The sequence below is a fragment of the Hymenobacter arcticus genome, from assembly GCF_054779975.1.
Window position 1 is genome coordinate 94,361 of record NZ_BAAGXF010000013.1, and the last position, 18,112, is coordinate 112,472.

Sequence of the window (18,112 nt, forward strand, 5' to 3'; positions counted from 1 at the left end):
GGCAACCTTCGCCGTCGAAACGAGCCTCCTCCCGTTGGTTACCATTCCCCTTTGCCATGACCACCGTGCCCTCCCTGACTACCCCCGGCCCAGAAACTGATTTTCTGGAGCTGCGCTACCGCGCCGACTTGCAGCTGCTGGTGGCGCGCTGGCGGCGGCCGGTGTCGGCGGCCGAGCTGCGGCAGGGCTACCGGGCCACGCTGCGGCTGGCGCGCGCCGTGGGCTGCCCGTTTTGGCAAGTCGATTTGCGCAGCCGCAACGCCCCCGAGGAGGCCGACCGGCAGTGGCTCACCACCGAGTTTCTGGCCCGGGCGGCGCAGCGGTTGGCGGGCCCGGTGTGCCTGGGGTATTTGCTTAGTCCTAAGCTGTTGGAAGCGATGGGCGGGCCTACGGCGGGAGCCAACCAGGTGGCATTTTTTGCGGAAGAGGGCCCGCTCACGGCGTGGCTCACGCAGTGCCAGCTTTGCCAGGGAGCGCGGGCGGTGGCGTAATGGCGCGGGCAGCTGCTTCACGTTTACCCCGCTGTGGGCAGCGTAAACGTAAAGCAGCTGCCCGCGCCCGGCTGGCTCTCGACCCACAATTGCCCGCCTTGCGCCGTGATAAATTCACGGGAAATACTCAGCCCCAGGCCCGAGCTGCCGCGGGCCTGCCCGGCCGGCCCCACCACGCCGCCAAAGCGCTGAAAAATGCGCTGGTGATGCTCCTTGGCAATGCCAGGGCCTTCATCCTCCACGCTCAGCTGCACCATTTCGCCCCACGGCACCGCCCGGATGGTGAGCGCCGCGCCGTGCGGCGAGTAGCGTATCGCATTGGATAGCAAGTTGATAAGGACCCAGGTGGTTTTCTCCACGTCGGCCAGGGCGCAGGGGAGGGGCTCGGCCAGCAGCACGGCCAGGCGCAGGGCCTTGTCGGTGAGCTGGGCGCGCACGATGTCGGTGGCGTAGCGCACCACCTCGGGCAGCGGCACGGGGGCCAGGTTGAGGCGAATTTCCTTGCCCGCATCGAGCCGCGACACCTCAATGAGCTGGCCCACCATGCCCAGCAGCCGCTGGGTTTCGGAGCGGATGCCGCCCGCTATTTCGAGCCGCCGCGGGGCGTCGAGGCGCTCGTCCTGCATAAGCATCAAACTGAGGTTGATACTGGCCAATGGCGTTTTCAATTCGTGCGAGATGGTAGCCAGAAATTCCGACTTCACCTGGTCGAGGTTTTTGAAGGCCGACACATCGCGCAGGCAAAAAACGTGGCCCGCCGGTACGGCCTTTTTCAGCTCCTCATTCAGCTCCGTTACTTCACTCACGGTGAGTTGATAGTGTAGATTTTCACCGTGCGGCCGCACCAAAAAAACGGGCCCGGTGGGCCGGTTGGCTTCGGTAGGGTTGGCGGGCGTGGCCGCGGTGGCGGGGGCGGCCAGGGCGCGCAGCCACTCGCGCAGCATTTCGTTGCGCTGGGCCACGGCGGCGGCGGGCTGGTCGAGCAATTCCCTGGCGGGCTGGCCCAGCAGCAGGCAGGCCACGGGATTAGCCAGCACGATAACGCCGTGCTGGTCAATGAGTAGCAAGCCTTCGTCGAGGCCGCGTACCAGGCTGTCGGTACGGTTACGCTGGGTGATGAGCTCGGCCAGGGTGGCGCGGCGCTCGTCCTCGGCCTGGCGCAGTACCCGGTTCACGGCCGCCGCCACGCTGCCCACCTCGTTGTTGCGCGTTACGGCCACGCGCGTCACAGGGCCATCGGCAGCCACGCGCTCCACGTCGGCGGTGAGGCGCGTGAGCGGGCGCGTGACCAGGCGGGGCAAGCGTACCATCAGAATTATGCCCAATAAAGTGCTGATTATCAAAAATAACCATACGGCTCGCTGCGCCGCCAAGGCGTTGGTTTGCTGCACGCTGGCTATTTCGGTTTCGAGCCGGTGAATGGTGAGAATCACGTAGCTGCCCAGCCCCAGCAGCAGCCCCAGCATGAGCAAAACCCCCAGGCGAATTTGAATTTTCAAGGACATAGTGCAAAGCAAAGGCTGGCGCGAGCTACAAGCAGCCGCTTCGTTGATAGCCGGCGCGGCGAACGCATTACAGGCGGCGCGATTCGGCAAAACAACGCAGCAATACTATTACTGCCGCCAAAAATCCCGCGGTAGCATTGTCAATCGCCTTTCCCCACCCTTTTGCCCGTTGGCCTTGCCCGTGAAAACCGCTCTTTTTTTCGCTCCTAAATTTCGCCTGGCGGCCTGGGCCGCGGGCGTGCTGGCCCTGGCGCTGGGTGGGCAGCCGGCTTTTGGCCAGGCCGAAGTCACGCCCTGGGGCAACATCAACGGCCTGCGCGTGAGCGGGCAATTGCAGGAGTTTGAGTCTAGCCTCCAGCTGGTTACCCAGGATTGGGCCCACGTGACGGCCACCGCCCAGGAGCGGCAGCGCCCCGGCTACACGCGCCAGGGCGTTCAGCAGCTCGTAACCACCCGCCTCGACAGCCTGAGCCTGCGCGAAACGGTGGAGGACCTGGGCCCCGGCAAAGCCGCCGTAACCATCGACGCTACGGCCCTGGCCGCTACCAACATGCTTGGGGCGTTTTTCAGCCTCGCCCTGCCCCAGGCAACCTACGCGCAAGCCAAGGTGCAGCTGCTCGATGCCGCTGGTAAGATGCTGACTGAGCAGTCGTTAGCCAACCCAGCGGCCGAAACGCAGGTGCCCGCCCGCCGGGTGCGCGTGGTGGCCGGGGCCTACCAGGTGGAGCTGGCCTTTGCCGAGCCCACGCAAGTCCTCTTGCGCCGCCAGGCGGGGGCTAAGGCGGGCCCGTGCCGCCTTTACGTGCCCATTCAGCTGGGGGCGCTGGCCAAAGGCCAAACGGCGCACAAGGCCTTCACAATCAGCGCCAATGGGCCGGTTGACCGCGCACCCATCCACCTGGCCCTGAACCCGGCGCAGCCCGGCCGGCCCTTCGCGGGCTTCGGGGGTAATTTCCGGCTGCAAAGCCCCAAAAACGACCCGCAGGTAATCGACTATTGCCTCCAAAACCTGCGCGTGGCCTGGGGCCGCGTCGAGATGCCCTGGCAGCTGTGGCAGCCCGACCTGGCCCAGGACCCCACCGCTGCCGCCCGCCAGGGCCAGCTGCACCCGCACGTGCAGGAGTCGATGGAGATGGCCCAGCGCCTGAGTAAAAAAGGCATGCCGGTTATCGTCACGGCGTGGTCGGCGCCGCAGTGGGCCATTGTGGGGCAACGTGCCCGCGGCGGCGGGCCCGGTCCCGATGGCATTTGGGGTAACCCCTTAGACAAGAATAATATGCAGGCCAGCTACAAGTCCATTGCCGACTACATTCTCTACCTTAAAGAAAAGTACGGCGTGGAGGTGGCGATGTTCTCGTTCAACGAGTCGGACCTGGGCATCAATATCCGGCAGACCGGCCAGGAGCACGACGAGCTTATTAAGGGACTGGGGGCGTATTTTGTGTCCAGAGGCCTGAAAACCAAGCTACTGCTGGGCGATAACTCCGACGCCACCACGTATGAGTTTATTTACCCGGCCCTGCGCGACCCGGCGGCCCGGCCCTACATCGGGGCGGTATCGTTTCACTCGTGGCGCGGCTGCGACGATGCCACACTGGCCAAATGGGCCGCGGCGGCCCGCGAAATCAAGCTGCCGCTGCTGGTGGGCGAGGGCAGCATCGACGCCCAGGCCTGGGGCTACCCGGCCGTGTTTGAGGAATCGACCTACGCCCTACAGGAAATCACGCTCTACACCCGCCTGCTGGCCCAGTGCCAGCCGCTGAGCATCCTGCAATGGCAGCTCACCTCCGATTATTCGCCCCTGGCGGGCGGCGGCATTTACGGTAATCCCGCGGGGCTGCACCCCACCCAGCGCTTCTGGAATCTAAAGCAGCTGGCCAATACCCCCGAAAACGTGGTGGCCCTGCCCCTCACTGCCGACCGCCCCAAAGTGGCCGCCGCCGCCCTCGGCAACCCCGCGCAGGGCGTGTACGCCCTGCACTTGGTCAACAACGGCGCCACCCGGCCCGTCACGCTCACTGGCCTGCCCGCCACCGTCAAGGCCCTGCGGTTTTTCGTGACCGATAAGACCCGCGCCGTGCAGGAAGGCCCGCGCGTGGCCGTGGCCAAGGGTACCGCGCGCTTCACCCTGGAAGCGGGCACCTACGTGACGCTGGAAAGCAAGTAGCGCCCGCGCTCAGTCTTCCAGCCCGTATTCCTGGAGCTTGCGGTACAGGGTGGTGAGCCCGATACCAAGGCGCTTGGCTACCTCGGGCTTGCTGCCCTGCAAGTCGCTCATTAGCCGCTTGATATGTTTGGCTTCCAGCGCCCGCAGGCTGTCGTCATCACCCGTAAAAACCGGGTGCGCACCGCTTTGAAATTCCTCGGGCAGGTAGTCCAGGGCCAGCAGCTCGCCGGCCGGGGCCAGGATGGCGGCGCGCTCCAGCACGTTTTTCAGCTCGCGCACGTTGCCCGGCCAGGGGTAGGCTTGCAGGGCGGCCACGGTGTCGGGGGCCAGGCCGGGCAGGCGCTTGGCCAGCCGGGCGGCAAAGTGCTGCAAGAAAAACCCGGCCAGCACCGGCACGTCGGTTGCCCGCTCGGCCAGCGAGGGCACCAGGATGGTGAACACCGAAAGCCGGTAGTATAAATCGAGCCGGAAGCGCCCCTCGGCGGCCTCCTGCTTGAGGTTGCGGTTAGTAGCCGCTACTAGCCTCACGTTCACGCTGGTGGGCTTGGTATCGCCGAGCTTGGTAAACTGCTGCATTTCCAGCACCCGCAAGAATTTGGCCTGTACATTGAGCTCCAGCTCGCCAATTTCGTCCAGAAACAGCGTGCCGCCATTGGCTTCTTCTAGCAGGCCCTTTTTATCGGTGAGCGCCCCCGTAAAGGCTCCCTTTTTGTAGCCAAACAGCTCCGACTCCAGCAAATCCTTGGGAAAGGCGCTGCAATTGACGGCCACAAACGGCTTGGTTTTGCGGCCGCCCGCCTCGTGCAACGCCTGGGCAAACAGCTCCTTGCCCGCGCCGGTGGGGCCCTCGAGCAGCACGGTGCTGTCGGTGGGCGCCACCTGCCGGGCCAGGTGCTGGGCCCGGCGCAGCGCCGCCGATTCGCCAATCATGCTCTCGAAGCTGTGGCGCTGGCCCACGCGCTTTTCCAGCTCCACCACCCGGCGCTGGAGGCGCGCTTTTTCGGCGGCCCGCTCCACCACCACCACCAATTGCTGCTCAAAATCGCCCTTGGTGAGGTAGTCAAACGCCCCCAGCTTCATAGCCTTCACCCCATCGGGGATGGTGCCGAAGGCCGTGAGCAGCACCACCTCGGCCAGCGGCGCGGCGGCGCGGTAGCGGGGCAGCAGCTCCACGCCGTGGCCGTCGGGCAGCTTCACGTCGCTGAGCACCACCAGTACCTCGGCCGCGTGCTGGGTCAGCAGCGCCAGGCCCCGGTAGGCGTCGGGCGCTTGCAGCACGGTGTAGCCTTCCAGCTCCAATACCTGGGCCAGCAGCTGGCGCAGGCGCGCTTCGTCGTCGATGAGGAGCAGGGTTCCGGTGGGCATATGGGGTAGGGCTGGCTGAATCGGGCCGCAAGTACGTAGTTTTGAACTATGCTAAAGCGCCTCCACCTGAAGAATTTCACCGTTTTCGCCGATGCCGACTTTAAGTTTGGGCCGGGGCTGAATGTGTTGGTTGGGACGAATGGGACCGGGAAGAGCCACGTGCTGAAATTGGGATATGCGGTAGTCAAGGCAATAATGGAAATCGAGCAACATCGAATTAAATTATCAATTACACAAAGATTTATTCCTATTACTATTGTTAATTATATTGCTAATAATCTGGTAAGTACATTCCTTTCTGCTGCGCGGGGTCAATTAGTGCGTGATGGTAATACTGACGATGCTACGATATTCGTTGAGTTTAACTCAGGTGACGAAGTGTCATTCGAGTTTCAGATTAAAAGACCTGACGAGACTGCCCTAGTTCATAACACGAATTTTCAAATTAAGGAGATTGTTTTCCCGGTATTAATTCCGGCAAAAGAAATTCTCACCCTCAGTTGGATGCTTGCAGCAGCAGACCAACTTGTTCTACCTATCGAACAGAGTTATTTAGACTTGTTGAAACAACTTCGTGGTCTGCCTCGTCGCCACCTCACACCACCAGCAGAAATTCAAGCATTGACCACTGCTATCAGTGGTGAAGTGATAGAGGAAAGTGGCAAATATTATTTGGTGCATAAGTCAGGTCAGCGCCTAGAGATGAGTATGGTAGCCGAAGGACTCCGCAAGTTTGGTACCCTGCAAAAGCTATTGACAAACGGCAGCCTTACTCAAAATACTACCCTTTACTGGGACGAGCCCGAAGCTAACCTAAACCCCGCGCTACTCCGAAAACTAGCCGCCATCCTCGCCGAGCTAGCCCGCCAAGGCTTCCAAATAATTCTGGCTACGCACAGCACAGATTTGCTCAAGGAATTCCATATTCTGTCGCGGCAGAAAGATGCCAAGCCTCTACCGATAAAATATTTTGGGCTGAATGCGGAGCCGGGCGAGGCTACGCGCATTGTCAGTACCGATAATTTTGAGCACTTGCCCGACGTAGTGGCCCTGGAAGTAGAATTAAAACAGGCCGACGAACTAGAGAATATTTTTATCCGCGAAGACCGGGAGTATTATGCCAACCATCCGGGAGAAGAACATGGCATTTGATTTCCCAGCTGGTTGGTACGCGGTGAAATACGACCACGATGCGGAGCCAGCGAGCAACGAGCCCGCCGGGTTCTACCGGCGCATTATTCTGAGCGAGGGCGTGCAGCAGGTGCGTGGCATGGACATCGTGTGCCGACTGCCGGGTGAGCACGCGCATCTGCAACTTATTGAGGTGAAGGATGAGCGTAAGCGCGACCTCGCCACCGATATTGCCCTGCGCCATGAGGAGCTTCGGCAGACTATACTGCGCAAAACGTTAGGTACGCTGGCTGGCCTAGTACTAGCCGAGCGCCTCGGCGATGCGTCGTTGCGGCCGATGGCTTGCCTAAGTCAGCAACCGCTGATTGAAGTAGTGCTTTTTTTGGAAGAGCCACTTTTAGCACCTCAACGTAGTACGTTGCTACGCAAAGTGACAGAGAAGGACCGCAAGAATATCCTGGACCAGAAGCTGACCGCAAAACTGTATCAGTGGGGCATTCCATTCTTTCTGTATGATTTGGACAAGCGTAAACCTGCGCTCTGGCAGGTACGCGAAGTCTAGACCTCCTGTTCCGCCACCCGCGCCAGCAGCTCCGCCACCTGCTGCTCCAGGGTGGCCACGCGCTCATCGAGCCGGGCCGGGGTGCGCAGGTGCGACGTGAATACGCCCTTCACCTCCCAGATTTCCAGGGCCTGCGTTAGCTCCAGCTCCTGGGGGCTGTAGTCGGCGTTATCAGCGCGGAGTTGGAGGCGCTGGCCGTCGGCCAGCTTGCCGGCCACGCGGCGCACCAATATTTTGCCCGGCGTCACGAATACGTAGAGGCTGCCTATCAAGATGTTAGGTTGGGCGGGGTTGATGCGGCTGCACAGCACGGTGTCTTTGTGGCGCAGGCCCTGCTGCTTGGGCAGCTGCATTTCGGCCCCCCGAATTTCAAAGGCCCGCGTGGGGCCGCTGAGTTGGTGCGGCAGCTTCAGCCACGGCAGGCCGTCGAGGTAGGCGGGGTCGTGGTGCTGCACAATGTATTCGAGGCTGCGGCTGCCGGGCACGTAGGGCGTGGTGCCGGCCGGCTGGGCCGCGGCGGGTGGCGCGCTTGGGGCTGCGGCAGTAGGCGCATTCTCCCGAAAAATATCGAAGTTGTAGAGCTCATTTACCGTCAGCTCTTTCGTAAGTAGCAAGTCTACGGACAAGCCAAAATGCTGAGCAATTTGGATGAGTGTTTCCATTTTAGGCTCCGAGCGGCCTTCTTCGTAAGCGCCCACGCTGGGCCTAGCTAGCCCAAATAACTCGGCAAAAGCGGCCTGACTCAGCTTTTTAACGGTACGCAGCTTACGAATGTTCTTCCCGACGAACGACATACTAAGAAATAAATTGTGCTCATAAAACGAGCATATCAAAAACCTGGCGTACTATTGTAACGTAAATCTACCACCAGCGCCGGAATGCGGGCTGGCAAGCCGCTAGTTTTTTGAGCAAGCTGCTACCGGGCAGCTTGGTGAGTTGAGTAGCGCTACATTTATGGCCGTGCTTATGACCCATGACTACTTCCTGAAAATCAATGCCTACCTGCTGGAGCTGGGCTTTGATATCCGCCACGCCGATGAGCAGGCGCACCTGCTGGTGGTCGACAAGCCCGAGCTGGGCATTCGCAACCTCGTCATTGGCTGCGGCGACCCGTTGCTGATACTGGAGCAATACCTGCTGGAGCTGCCCGCGCCCTCGCTCGACATTTACCGGCAGCTGCTGCAAAAGAACCGCGACATTATCCACGGAGCTTTTGCCTTGGATGACACCGGCCGCCGCCTCATCTTCCGCGACACGCTCCAAATCGACTCACTTACCCTGCCCGAGCTGGAGGCGTGCATCAACTCTCTTGGCTTGTTGCTCAGTGAGTTTGCCGACGAATTAATTCGATTTTCCAAACCCCTCACCGCCTAATTTTTCGCGTCATGAACATCTTGCAGCGTCTTTTCAAAATCGGGCAGTCGGAGGCCCATTCCGCCGTCAACCAGCTCGAAGACCCCATTAAACTGACTGAGCAGGGCCTGCGCGACCTGCGCCAGGACTTCGATAAAAGCCTGCACGGCTTGGCCGAAGTGAAGGCAATGGTTATCCGGGCCCGCAACGAGGGCGAGGGCTACCGCGCCAAGGCGGCCGACTACGAAAACAAGGCCGTGCTGCTCCTCCAGCGCGCCCACAAGGGCGACCTCGACCGCGCCGAAGCCGACCGCCTCGCCACCGAGGCACTCCTGAAAAAAACTGAAAACGACGCCCACGCCACCCGCTCGGCCACCGACCAAGAGCGGTTTGCCAAGTCGGCCGCGCAGCTCGACCAAAGCGTGCAGGCCCTCAAATCGACCATCAGCCAGTGGGAAAACGAGCTGAAAACCTTGAAGGCCCGCGTGACGGTGAGCACGGCCACCATGAACATCAACAAGCAGTTGGCGCAGCTCGACTCGTCGGGCACAGTGACGCTGCTCGAGCGCATGAAAGAAAAAGTAGCCGTGCAAGAAGCCCTGGCCGAATCATACGGTGAAATTGCCCAGGAAAGCAAAAGTATTGACGCTGAGATTGATAAGGCCATCGGCAAAGCTGGGGCCGGGCAGGCTGCCGAAGACTTGCAGGCGCTCAAAGCCAAGCTGGGCCTGGCCGAATAGCCCGGTAACCACGGCTACGCTGTAATGAAGGACGATATCCGACGATATTTACCCTGTCCAAAACCTGCGCACTCTTTGTCATAATTTATGACCGAACTTCTACAAGCCGCCGTGCTCCCGCCTAACCTGGTGGCTACCGGGCTGCTCGTGTTCGTACTGCTGTACTGGCTCACGGTAATTGTGGGGCTACTGGATTTTAAAACGATTGATTTTCATGTAGATACCCACGCGGGTTTTCATGTTGATAGCTTGCACCCGGTCGGGGGCAACTCCGATTGGCTCAACGGGGCGCTGGCTTTCTTCAACCTCGGTCGCATCCCGCTGATGGTGTTTATCAGCTTCGTGGCGCTGCCGCTGTGGGTGGGCAGCATCCTCGTTAATTACTATACCGGCAACACGGCGCTGCTGCCCGGGCTGCTGTTTTTGCTGCCGCTGCTGGTGGGCAGCATCTTCTTGGCCAAGTTTCTGACGCTGCCCTTCGTGCGGCTGTTTGCGGCGCTCGAAAAAGACCACGATGCCGGGGCCGTGGCCCTAGGCAAGGTGTGCACCGTGCTGCTGCCCGCCACCGCCGACCAGCTCGGCCAGGCTACCGTGCACATCGACGGCGCGCCGCTCAAGCTCAATGTGCGCACCACCGGCCTTCCCCTGGGCAAGGGCGACACGGCCCTGGTAATCGACTACGACACGTCCCGCCGCTGCTATTTAATTGAGCCCTATAATCTTGCTTAAAAATGCTTATCAAAGCGATAATCTTCCTAAAGGAAGTGCTCACCTTGCTAGCGAAGCTAGTTGCTGAATTAGCACTTAATGGCATAATAGAGGGCATTTTCGAGCTTTTCTGACCAATTATTTTCATTTCCCCACTTATTCTGCACTTCAACTTAATTTCACATGGTTGCACAAATTTCCTGGGCCGTTTTGGTGGTGCTCGGCGTGTTAATAATTGGTTTCCTGGCCATTGTGGCCCGGATGTACCAAAAAGCCGTGCAGGGCGAGGCCCTGGTGCGCACCGGCATGGGCGACACGAAAGTTTCGTTTTCCGGCATCCTCATCGTGCCCATTCTGCACAAGATGGAGGTGATGGATATTAAGCTGAAAACCATTATTATAGCTCGTGCCGGCGCTGAAGGTTTGGTGTGCAAGGATAACATGCGCGCCGACGTGAAAGTGAATTTCTTTGTGCGCGTGAACAAGACGCACGACGACGTGGTGAACGTAGCGCAAAGCATTGGCGCGCACCGCGCTTCCGACCCGCTGGCCCTCGAAGCATTGTTTGACGCTAAGTTTTCGGAAGCCTTGAAAACGGTGGGTAAGCACTTTGACTTTATTGAATTGTATAACTCGCGGGAGCAATTCAAGCAGGAAATTCTGCGCATCATCGGTACCGACCTAAACGGCTACGTGCTTGATGATTGCGCAATTGATTATCTGGAGCAAACGCCGCTCCATGCGCTCAACCAGGATAATATTCTGGACGCCGAAGGCATCAAGAAAATAATTGCCCTGACCTCGGAGCAAAAAATTCAGGCCAACCAGATTCAGCGCGACCAGCAAAAGACCATTAAAAAGCAGGACGTAGAGGCGCAGGAAACCATTTTGCAGCTCGAAAAGCAGCTAACTGAAAATCAGGAAAAACAGCTCCGCGAAATTGCCAGCATCCGGGCCCGCGAGGCTTCCGAAATCGAGAAAGTGCGCCAGGAAGAGCGCCTGAAAGGGGAGCGCGCCCGCATCACAACTGAGGAAGAAGTGAAAGTGGCCGAGCAAAACCGCGACCGCCAGATACTGGTGGCCGAGCGCAACAAGGAGCGCACCGACGCCATCGAAACCGAGCGCGTGGCCCAGGCTAAAGCCCTGGAAGCCAACGAGCGCGAGCGCATCGTAGCCCTGGCCCAGATTGAAAAGGAGAAAGCGCTGGAAGAAGAGCGAAAGAATATTCAAGTAATTATTCGCGAGCGCATTACGGTGGAGAAAGCAACCGTGCAGGAGGAGGAGCGCATCAAGGATACCCGCGCCCAGGCCCTGGCCGAACGCGAAAAATCGGTGGCCCTCACTGCTGCCCACCAGCGCAACGAAACCGCCTCCATCAACATGGTCGGCAACGCCGATATGGAGCGCCAGGCTGCCGAATTCCGCGCTAAACAGGTGATAATCGACGCCGAGGGCGACCGCACCGCTGCCGACCACCGCGCCTCTGCTATGCGCATCATGGCCGATGCGGAGGCCAGTAAAGCCGCCGCCGTGGGCCTAGCCGAAGCGCAAGTGATGCAGGCCAAAGCCGCCGCCCACCAGAAGGAGGGCGAAACCCACGCCGCCGTTATGCAGCTCACTTCCTCGGCTGAGGCCCAGGCCATTCAGGTGAAAGCCACGGCCCAGGCCGAAGCTGATGAGAAAATTGGTTTCGTGGCCGCTAAAGTCAACCGCGAAAAGGGCCTGGCCGAGGCCGACGTAGTAGAGGCCCGCGCCACTGCCGACCAGAAAAAAGGCCTCGCCGAAGTGGCCGTAAATGAGCAGCGCTTTACCGTGGAAGCCAAGGGCATTGAGGCCAAGGCCGATGCCATGAAAAAGCTCGACGGCATCGGCAAAGACCACGAAGAATTCAAGCTGCGCCTCGACAAAGAAAAGTCGGTGGAGCTGGCCCAAATCAGCATCCAGAAGGATATTGCCGCCTCGCAGGCCGACGTTATCGGTGCGGCCCTCAAAGCGGCCAAAATCGACATCGTGGGCGGCGAAACCATGTTCTTCGACCAAATTATCGGCTCGATTACCAAGGGCAAATCCATCGACCGCGCCGTGCACAACAGCGAGGTGCTGAGTACGGTAAAGAACGCATTTTTTGACCACAACGGCGGCGGCGATTTTAAAAGTAATCTGCGCAAATTCGTTGGTCAATTTGGCATCAGCAGCGAGGATATGAAAAACCTGAGCGTGTCGGCGCTGCTGCTGCAATTGATGAATAAAGCCGGTGATGAGCAGACGCGCAGCACCATTTCGCAGTTGGCCAGCACGGCCGCGGCGCTCGGAATTAGCGACAAGCCGGTGAAGTCGATTGATTTGAAGTAGGGGCCCATCCAGGCGACACCTCACCCCCTAGCCCCCTCTCCAAAAAAGAGGGGAAACTAGTGTTAGTTTTTTAGGAGCTACAGTTTAACTACTTCAGGTTAATATGTGTTACAAGTAATTAGAAATCGTCATTTGTCTTAAACATATTAAAAACGTTTTTGTATGAAATATTTTTTTAAGTTTCTGGCACCTATCTCACTGCAAAAATTGGAAATGTTGTTAGCGAAAATGATGGCTGGACTAAGCTTGGTGCTTTTTGTTATCCAAGTTTTAGAGCAGACAGTGGCTATTTCACCCCAAAATTGGGAATGTAAGTTGATTGTCACATTAGCTTCCCTTCTCGCCACTTATCTAGCGGATAAATTCATTAGTGAAATAATGATGTGCTGCTTTCGCCGCGCCGGAATGAACTGCTAGCTACAACAGATTCAACTTTTCTTGCTATCTTAGGAAATATATTGATAATATAATATTATATCTATAAAAATATAGACATAAAGCCTATATTCTAAATCAATGGTTGAAATGAGGCAACTATAGATAGAAGCTGTTTAACAAGTCAATTTGGGTGGCGTGAGGGACGAGCTACCAGCTTTTTTGCCGGCTGTCCGCTCTCTGGCAGAACGATTTTGTGCTTGCGTCGAGTAGACAGCCGGCAGAAAAGCCGGCAGCTCGCCCTCAAGCCGACTTTCTAAACAGCTTTATAGAAAGTAACCACCTATGGAACCCACTCCCCAACTCGAAGGCGGCACGTACGAAATTCTGCGCACGCGCCTGCAAAAAAGCGGTACTGACCTGCAAGCGCGCCTCTCAGCGCTGAATACGGAGCGCAAAAACGTATTCGGGTCCATCGACACGCGCTTGCTTGGTACGGGCCGCATCACGACGGCTAATAATTGCGTGCCATGGGACATGGTGCCGGTGGGGAAGCGGTTTATTTTCGGCTTCAACGTCGTGATTGGCCTGAAAACCGAGACGGACTTGGCCGACGTGTTTGGGGTGTATAAGTATACTAACCGGGAGTTTCAGCCGCTGGGGCTGGAGCTGCTGGAAAATGCGCAGTTTCTGGAGGAGTTTCGCAACCTGTATAAATATTACAAAAACACGCAGTTTGTAAAATTCGCAGTGCTGGGGCCGCACCTGTTTATGGTGTTTCGGGTGGGCAAAACGCCCAACGATATCAAGACTTTTAAATGGCTGCTCAAAGACGATACGCTTACTTACCTGGATAATCGCAGCGACCACGAATACACGTTTCCGCCGCAGCAGGAGTTTGTTTGGAAGCGGGCTACGCGCGACATGCAGGTGGCGGGCAAATACCCGCACATCAGCATCGAGAACAAGGTTTTTGTCGAAACTATCGGCGGCGACCTCACCATCAAGGTAGAAAATAATACCGAAACGGGCCGCGGAATACTAGCCGAGCCGGTGGCCGATAAAGACCAGACACTCGACGACTCGGAGGTTTATTTCGCCAGCATTGATAATTTAATTCTGCTGAAAATAAAGCCCTATCAGGAGCCCGCGTACCGGTATTTTTTATTCAATACCAAGCTGCGCACCGCCCAGCGGCTCGATGCGCTGGCGGAGGCCTGCGTTTTGCTGCCCGACGGCCAAGGGCTGATTTTTCCGCACGGGTTTTACTTGCAAACCGGCGAAGGAAAATTATTCGAAAGCGGGCTGCGCGATATGCTGTTCGAGAAGCGGCTGGCGTCGCCCAACGGCGAGGATTTTCTCTACGTTTTTTACAACAAGGAAAACGGTACGTATTTATTGCTGTCGTATAATTTAATTGCGCAGCGCGTTGATAATCCCATTATTTGCGCGGGCTATGCCTTGTTTGACGACGGGGAATTATGCTATTTGCGGCCCGATACGGAAGCCAAGAAGCACCACGCCGTACAAATTTGGCAGACGCCCTACGTAGCTGCCGATTTTGAGCTACCCGTGACGCAGGAATCGGCGCTCTATAAGCTGGGTAACAAGGAGATAGTGCGGGCCATGGCTGAAGTGCAGGAAGTGCTGACGCTGGTGGGCAAGGAGGACAGCTACGCGGGCCTCTACCTCGACCTCATCCGGCGCACCACCACCCTGGCCGACACCTACCACTGGCTGCGCGACCCGGCCGCCCAGGCCCTGGCCGAACCGCTGGTCGACATTCAAAAAACGGCCACGGCGGCGGTGGAAGAGTTTGATAAAGTGCGCAGTATCCGCAAGAGTACGGCCGAGGCGGTGCAGCGCGTGCTGGGCCAAGCCGACGAGCTGCGCGCCCGCATCGGCCGCATGGCCGACGTGACGGAGGTGAACGAATACGTGGGGCTGCTGGCTGAGCTGCGCGCCGCCCGGGGCGCGGTAATTTCGCTGAAAGAGCTGCGCTACGTGGACCTGCCCGCCGTGGAAAAAGCCGCCGCCGACCTGACCGAAACGAGCCAGCAAGTGGCCGGCAAAACAGTGGAATTCCTGCTGCGGCCCGATGCGCTGAAACCCTACGCAGCCCGCGTGCAAGCCATTGCCGCCGGGGTTGAGAAAGTGCAAAAAACCACTGAGGCTAACGAGCGCGAAAAAGAGGCCAACGCGGTATCGGGCGAGCTGGAATTATTGATTGAAGTGGTGGGCAGCCTGCCCATGGACGACCCCACCCAGACCACGCAGATAATTGATAATATCTCGACCATTTACGCGGGCTTCAACCAGATTCGGGCGGCGCTGAAGCGGCGGCGGCAGGCGCTGGCTGGCACCGAGGCCCAGGCCGAGTTTACGGCCCAGCTCAAGCTGCTGGAGCAGGCCCTGGTAAACTACCTCGACCTGAGCGACACGCCCGCCAAGTGCGACGAGTACAGCACCAAGCTGCTGGTGCAGCTGGAGGAGCTGGAAGGTAAATTCCCTGACTTTGACCAGTTTCTGACCCAGATTGCCGAGCGCCGCGAAACCGTGTACGAGGCGTTTGAGTCGCGCAAGGTGAGCCTCATCGCGGCCCGCAACCAGCGGGCCTCCGCCCTGGCGCAGTCGGCCGAACGTATTATCAAGGCGGTGCAAAACCGGCTCGCGCGCCTCGAAACGCTGGACGCCATCAACGGTTATTTTGCCGCCGACATGCTGGTGGAAAAAGTGCGCCAGACCGTGCAGGAATTGCTCGACCTTGGCGACCCCGTGAAGGCCGACGAGCTGCAAAGCCACCTCAAAACGGTGCGGGAAGACGCCGTGCGCCAGCTAAAAGACCGCGCCGAATTATTTACCGACGGCGGGCAGGCGCTCAAATTCGGCCCCTACGCCTTCACCGTCAACACCCAGGCGCTCGACCTCACCATTGTGCTGCGAGAGGGCGAATTAAACTACCACCTCACGGGCACCAATTTCTTCCAGAAGCTGACCGACCCCGCCGTGCTCAGCGCCCGCCCGGTGTGGGACCAGGCGCTGGCCTCTGAAAGCGCCGACGTATACCGCGGCGAGTACCTGGCCTGGCTGGTGCTGCAAGCCGCCGCGCACCCCATGCCCGCCCAGGCCGATGCGCCTGCCGTGCTGGCCATCAGCGAGTTGGCTAAGATAAGTCTGTCGGAATTAACCACTTACGTGCAGCAGTTTATGGCCCCGCGCTTTGCCGAGGGCTACCTCAAGGGCGTGCACGATGCCGACGCCGCCCTGCTGCTGGCTGCCCTGGTGCGCCTCACCCAAACTGCCGATTTACTTCGCTACCCGGCCCCGGCGCGGGCCGCCGCCGCGCTCTACTGGCACCGCTTTGCGCCCGAGGCCCGGCGCGCTGGCTGGCAGCGGCAGCTGCACGGCATCGGGGTGCTGCTCCAGGTTTTTCCCGATGCCCGCGAGTTTCAGTCCCTCATGCTGGAATTACAGCTGGCGGTGGACGAATTTGCCCTGGCGACCGGGTTATTTACCCTGGAAGAAGTGGCCGAGGCGGGCGAATATTTATTCTACGAATTAACCCGCGGCGAAACGTTCGTGATTGCCGCCGAGGCCGGCGAATTAATTACCCAATTTCAAGCCTCCCTGAAGGAGCGCCTTGCTACTGAGCAGTACGAAGCCTCCGTGGCCGCGCTGGCCGACCAGCCCGCCGCGCAGTTTCAGCTGGTGCGGCAGTGGGTGGCGTCGTTCTTGCGGGTGCACCCCACCCCCCAGCCCCCTCCCCTCCGGGAGAGGGGGAGCCTGACGCTCATCAATATAGATATTAAGTCAACTATTGACAATAATCACAACAACGAAGCCCGTCAGGCTCCCCCTCTCCCGGAGGGGAGGGGGTCGGGGGGTGGGGTAGCCGAGTGCGCCGTCTTGCTCGTTACCAACACTTTCGACCCCGCCCGCGTGTTGCGCGCCGCGTTGCGCGAAACGCTCACCGGCCTGCAAGGCAGTCACCCACGTATTGACAACCAGCAGTATAGCTTGGATTTTCCGGCGTTTCGGCAGCGGCTGCGGCGCTATGCGCAGGGGGTGGTGCCGCAGTTTGAGGCGTTCCAGCACCTGAAAAAAACGCTGCTGGCCCACGCCGCCGATGCACTGCGGCTCAATGAGTTTCGGCCCCGCGTGCTGGCGTCGTTTGTGCGCAACAAGCTGATTAACGAGGTGTATTTGCCGCTCATCGGGGCCAACCTGGCCAAGCAAATCGGCACTGCGGGGGCCGACAAGCGCACCGACCTCATGGGCCTGCTGCTGCTGGTGTCGCCGCCCGGCTATGGCAAAACCACGCTCATGGAGTACGTGGCCAACCGCCTGGGGCTGATTTTTATGAAAATCAACGGGCCCGCCATCGGCCACGCCGTGACGAGCGTGGACCCCGCCCAGGCCCCCAACTCCGGGGCCCGGGAGGAGTTGCTGAAGCTCAACCTGGCCTTCGAGATGGGCGACAACGTGATGATATATCTAGATGATATTCAGCACTGTAACCCCGAGTTTTTGCAGAAATTTATTTCGCTCTGTGATGCCCAGCGCAAGATTGAGGGCGTGTACGAGGGCCGCGCCAAAACCTACGATTTCCGGGGCCGCAAAGTGGCCGTGGTGATGGCCGGCAACCCCTACACCGAATCGGGCGAGCAGTTCCGCATCCCCGACATGCTCGCCAACCGCGCCGACATCTACAACCTCGGCGACATTATCGGCGATACCCGGCCGGCATTTTTGCTCAGCTACATCGAGAACGCGCTGGTAGCCAACCCTGTGCTGGCCCGCCTCGCCGCCAAAAGCCAGGCCGACGTGTACCCGCTGCTGCGCCTGGCCGAAACCGGCGACAGCACCGGCCTCACCTTCGAGGCCACCCACTCGCCCGAGGAAATCAACGAGTACGTGGCCGTGCTGCAAAAGCTGCTGGCCCTGCGCGACGTGGTGTTCCGCGTCAATGAGGAGTACATCCGCTCGGCGGCCCAGGCCCACGACTACCGCACCGAGCCGCCCTTCAAGCTCCAGGGCTCGTACCGCAACATGAGCAAGCTGGCCGAGAAGGTGCGCCCCATCCTGAACGACGCCGAAATCGAGGCCCTGCTCGACACCCACTACACCAACGAGGCCCAAACCCTGACCAGCGGCACCGAAGCCAACCTGCTCAAGCTCCGCGAGTTGCTGGGCCGCCTCACCCCCGAAGAAGCCGCCCGCTGGGCTGATATCAAAGCCACCTTCGCTCGCAACCTGCGCACCAGTAGCAGCGGCCAGCTGCTCCAGGTCCTCACCCAGCTAGAGAATATCTCCGGCGGCATTGGGGGGATACGGGAGGCGTTGGGGCGGGAGTAGAGTGGGCC

13 protein-coding genes are annotated in these 18,112 nt (G+C 59.3%); 10 read left to right on the forward strand and 3 right to left on the reverse strand.

Annotation, left to right across the window (positions count from 1 at the left end; translation table 11 throughout):
* Window positions 1-56 precede the first annotated feature (56 nt).
* Window positions 57-491, forward strand: coding sequence for a hypothetical protein (locus ACYVGC_RS18970; protein ID WP_460585429.1), 435 nt, complete (start codon window positions 57-59; stop codon window positions 489-491).
* 23 nt (window positions 492-514) lie between these two features.
* Here ACYVGC_RS18970 and ACYVGC_RS18975 read toward each other — a convergent pair whose 3' ends face one another.
* Window positions 515-1,996 (reverse strand): sensor histidine kinase, encoded by a 1,482-nt coding sequence (locus ACYVGC_RS18975; RefSeq protein WP_460585430.1) that lies wholly within the window; start codon window positions 1,994-1,996, stop codon window positions 515-517.
* A 181-nt stretch (window positions 1,997-2,177) separates the two neighbouring features.
* Here ACYVGC_RS18975 and ACYVGC_RS18980 point away from each other — a divergent pair, with 181 nt between their 5' ends.
* Window positions 2,178-4,163, forward strand: a complete 1,986-nt coding sequence (locus tag ACYVGC_RS18980; protein ID WP_460585431.1) for a glycoside hydrolase — start codon at window positions 2,178-2,180, stop codon at window positions 4,161-4,163.
* Window positions 4,164-4,172: 9 nt separating this feature from the next.
* On the opposite strand, the gene ACYVGC_RS18985 is transcribed toward ACYVGC_RS18980, so the two are convergent.
* The gene (locus ACYVGC_RS18985; RefSeq protein ID WP_460585432.1) at window positions 4,173-5,528 is read right to left on the reverse strand and encodes a sigma-54-dependent transcriptional regulator; all 1,356 of its coding nucleotides are present in this window, start codon (window positions 5,526-5,528) and stop codon (window positions 4,173-4,175) included.
* Between the two features lie 48 nt (window positions 5,529-5,576).
* Between ACYVGC_RS18985 and ACYVGC_RS18990 the strand changes: the two genes are divergently transcribed.
* Window positions 5,577-6,680: an AAA family ATPase gene (locus tag ACYVGC_RS18990; protein ID WP_460585433.1), complete on the forward strand. Its 1,104-nt coding sequence runs from the start codon at window positions 5,577-5,579 to the stop codon at window positions 6,678-6,680.
* A complete protein-coding gene (locus ACYVGC_RS18995) occupies window positions 6,670-7,221 on the forward strand; it encodes a hypothetical protein (RefSeq protein WP_460585434.1) in 552 nt (183 codons plus the stop codon). The genes ACYVGC_RS18990 and ACYVGC_RS18995 overlap by 11 nt, the downstream gene beginning before the upstream one ends.
* Here ACYVGC_RS18995 and ACYVGC_RS19000 read toward each other — a convergent pair.
* Window positions 7,218-8,015 carry an XRE family transcriptional regulator gene (locus ACYVGC_RS19000; protein WP_460585435.1) on the reverse strand — a complete coding sequence of 266 codons (798 nt, stop codon included), beginning with the start codon at window positions 8,013-8,015 and terminating at the stop codon, window positions 7,218-7,220. The two genes, ACYVGC_RS18995 and ACYVGC_RS19000, sit on opposite strands and share 4 nt — an antisense overlap.
* A gap of 160 nt (window positions 8,016-8,175) precedes the next feature.
* Between ACYVGC_RS19000 and ACYVGC_RS19005 the strand changes: the two genes are divergently transcribed.
* The 6 genes from ACYVGC_RS19005 (at window position 8,176) to ACYVGC_RS19030 (ending at window position 18,104) form a co-directional block, all read left to right on the forward strand.
* The gene (locus ACYVGC_RS19005; protein WP_460585436.1) at window positions 8,176-8,595 is read left to right on the forward strand and encodes a type III secretion system chaperone family protein; all 420 of its coding nucleotides are present in this window, start codon (window positions 8,176-8,178) and stop codon (window positions 8,593-8,595) included.
* An 11-nt stretch (window positions 8,596-8,606) separates the two neighbouring features.
* On the forward strand, window positions 8,607-9,314 hold the full coding sequence (locus tag ACYVGC_RS19010) for a PspA/IM30 family protein (RefSeq protein WP_460585437.1): 708 nt from the start codon (window positions 8,607-8,609) through the stop codon (window positions 9,312-9,314).
* Between the two features lie 87 nt (window positions 9,315-9,401).
* Window positions 9,402-10,043, forward strand: coding sequence for a hypothetical protein (locus tag ACYVGC_RS19015; protein ID WP_460585438.1), 642 nt, complete (start codon window positions 9,402-9,404; stop codon window positions 10,041-10,043).
* Between the two features lie 162 nt (window positions 10,044-10,205).
* Window positions 10,206-12,374 (forward strand): flotillin family protein, encoded by a 2,169-nt coding sequence (locus tag ACYVGC_RS19020; RefSeq protein WP_460585439.1) that lies wholly within the window; start codon window positions 10,206-10,208, stop codon window positions 12,372-12,374.
* A gap of 162 nt (window positions 12,375-12,536) precedes the next feature.
* Window positions 12,537-12,791, forward strand: coding sequence for a hypothetical protein (locus tag ACYVGC_RS19025; RefSeq protein ID WP_460585440.1), 255 nt, complete (start codon window positions 12,537-12,539; stop codon window positions 12,789-12,791).
* A 303-nt stretch (window positions 12,792-13,094) separates the two neighbouring features.
* Window positions 13,095-18,104 carry a DNA repair ATPase gene (locus ACYVGC_RS19030; protein ID WP_460585441.1) on the forward strand — a complete coding sequence of 1,670 codons (5,010 nt, stop codon included), beginning with the start codon at window positions 13,095-13,097 and terminating at the stop codon, window positions 18,102-18,104.
* Window positions 18,105-18,112 lie beyond the last annotated feature (8 nt).

Bases quoted from the DNA above. Each gene is read 5' to 3' on its own strand.
- ACYVGC_RS19025 (WP_460585440.1), top strand. From the start codon at position 12,537: ATGAAATATTTTTTTAAGTTTCTGGCACCTATCTCACTGCAAAAATTG.
- ACYVGC_RS19030 (WP_460585441.1), top strand. From the start codon at position 13,095: ATGGAACCCACTCCCCAACTCGAAGGCGGCACGTACGAAATTCTGCGC.
- ACYVGC_RS18990 (WP_460585433.1), top strand. From the start codon at position 5,577: ATGCTAAAGCGCCTCCACCTGAAGAATTTCACCGTTTTCGCCGATGCC.
- ACYVGC_RS18975 (WP_460585430.1), bottom strand. From the start codon at position 1,996: ATGTCCTTGAAAATTCAAATTCGCCTGGGGGTTTTGCTCATGCTGGGG.
- ACYVGC_RS18970 (WP_460585429.1), top strand. From the start codon at position 57: ATGACCACCGTGCCCTCCCTGACTACCCCCGGCCCAGAAACTGATTTT.
- ACYVGC_RS19010 (WP_460585437.1), top strand. From the start codon at position 8,607: ATGAACATCTTGCAGCGTCTTTTCAAAATCGGGCAGTCGGAGGCCCAT.
- ACYVGC_RS19005 (WP_460585436.1), top strand. From the start codon at position 8,176: ATGGCCGTGCTTATGACCCATGACTACTTCCTGAAAATCAATGCCTAC.
- ACYVGC_RS19015 (WP_460585438.1), top strand. From the start codon at position 9,402: ATGACCGAACTTCTACAAGCCGCCGTGCTCCCGCCTAACCTGGTGGCT.
- ACYVGC_RS19020 (WP_460585439.1), top strand. From the start codon at position 10,206: ATGGTTGCACAAATTTCCTGGGCCGTTTTGGTGGTGCTCGGCGTGTTA.
- ACYVGC_RS19000 (WP_460585435.1), bottom strand. From the start codon at position 8,015: ATGTCGTTCGTCGGGAAGAACATTCGTAAGCTGCGTACCGTTAAAAAG.
- ACYVGC_RS18985 (WP_460585432.1), bottom strand. From the start codon at position 5,528: ATGCCCACCGGAACCCTGCTCCTCATCGACGACGAAGCGCGCCTGCGC.
- ACYVGC_RS18995 (WP_460585434.1), top strand. From the start codon at position 6,670: ATGGCATTTGATTTCCCAGCTGGTTGGTACGCGGTGAAATACGACCAC.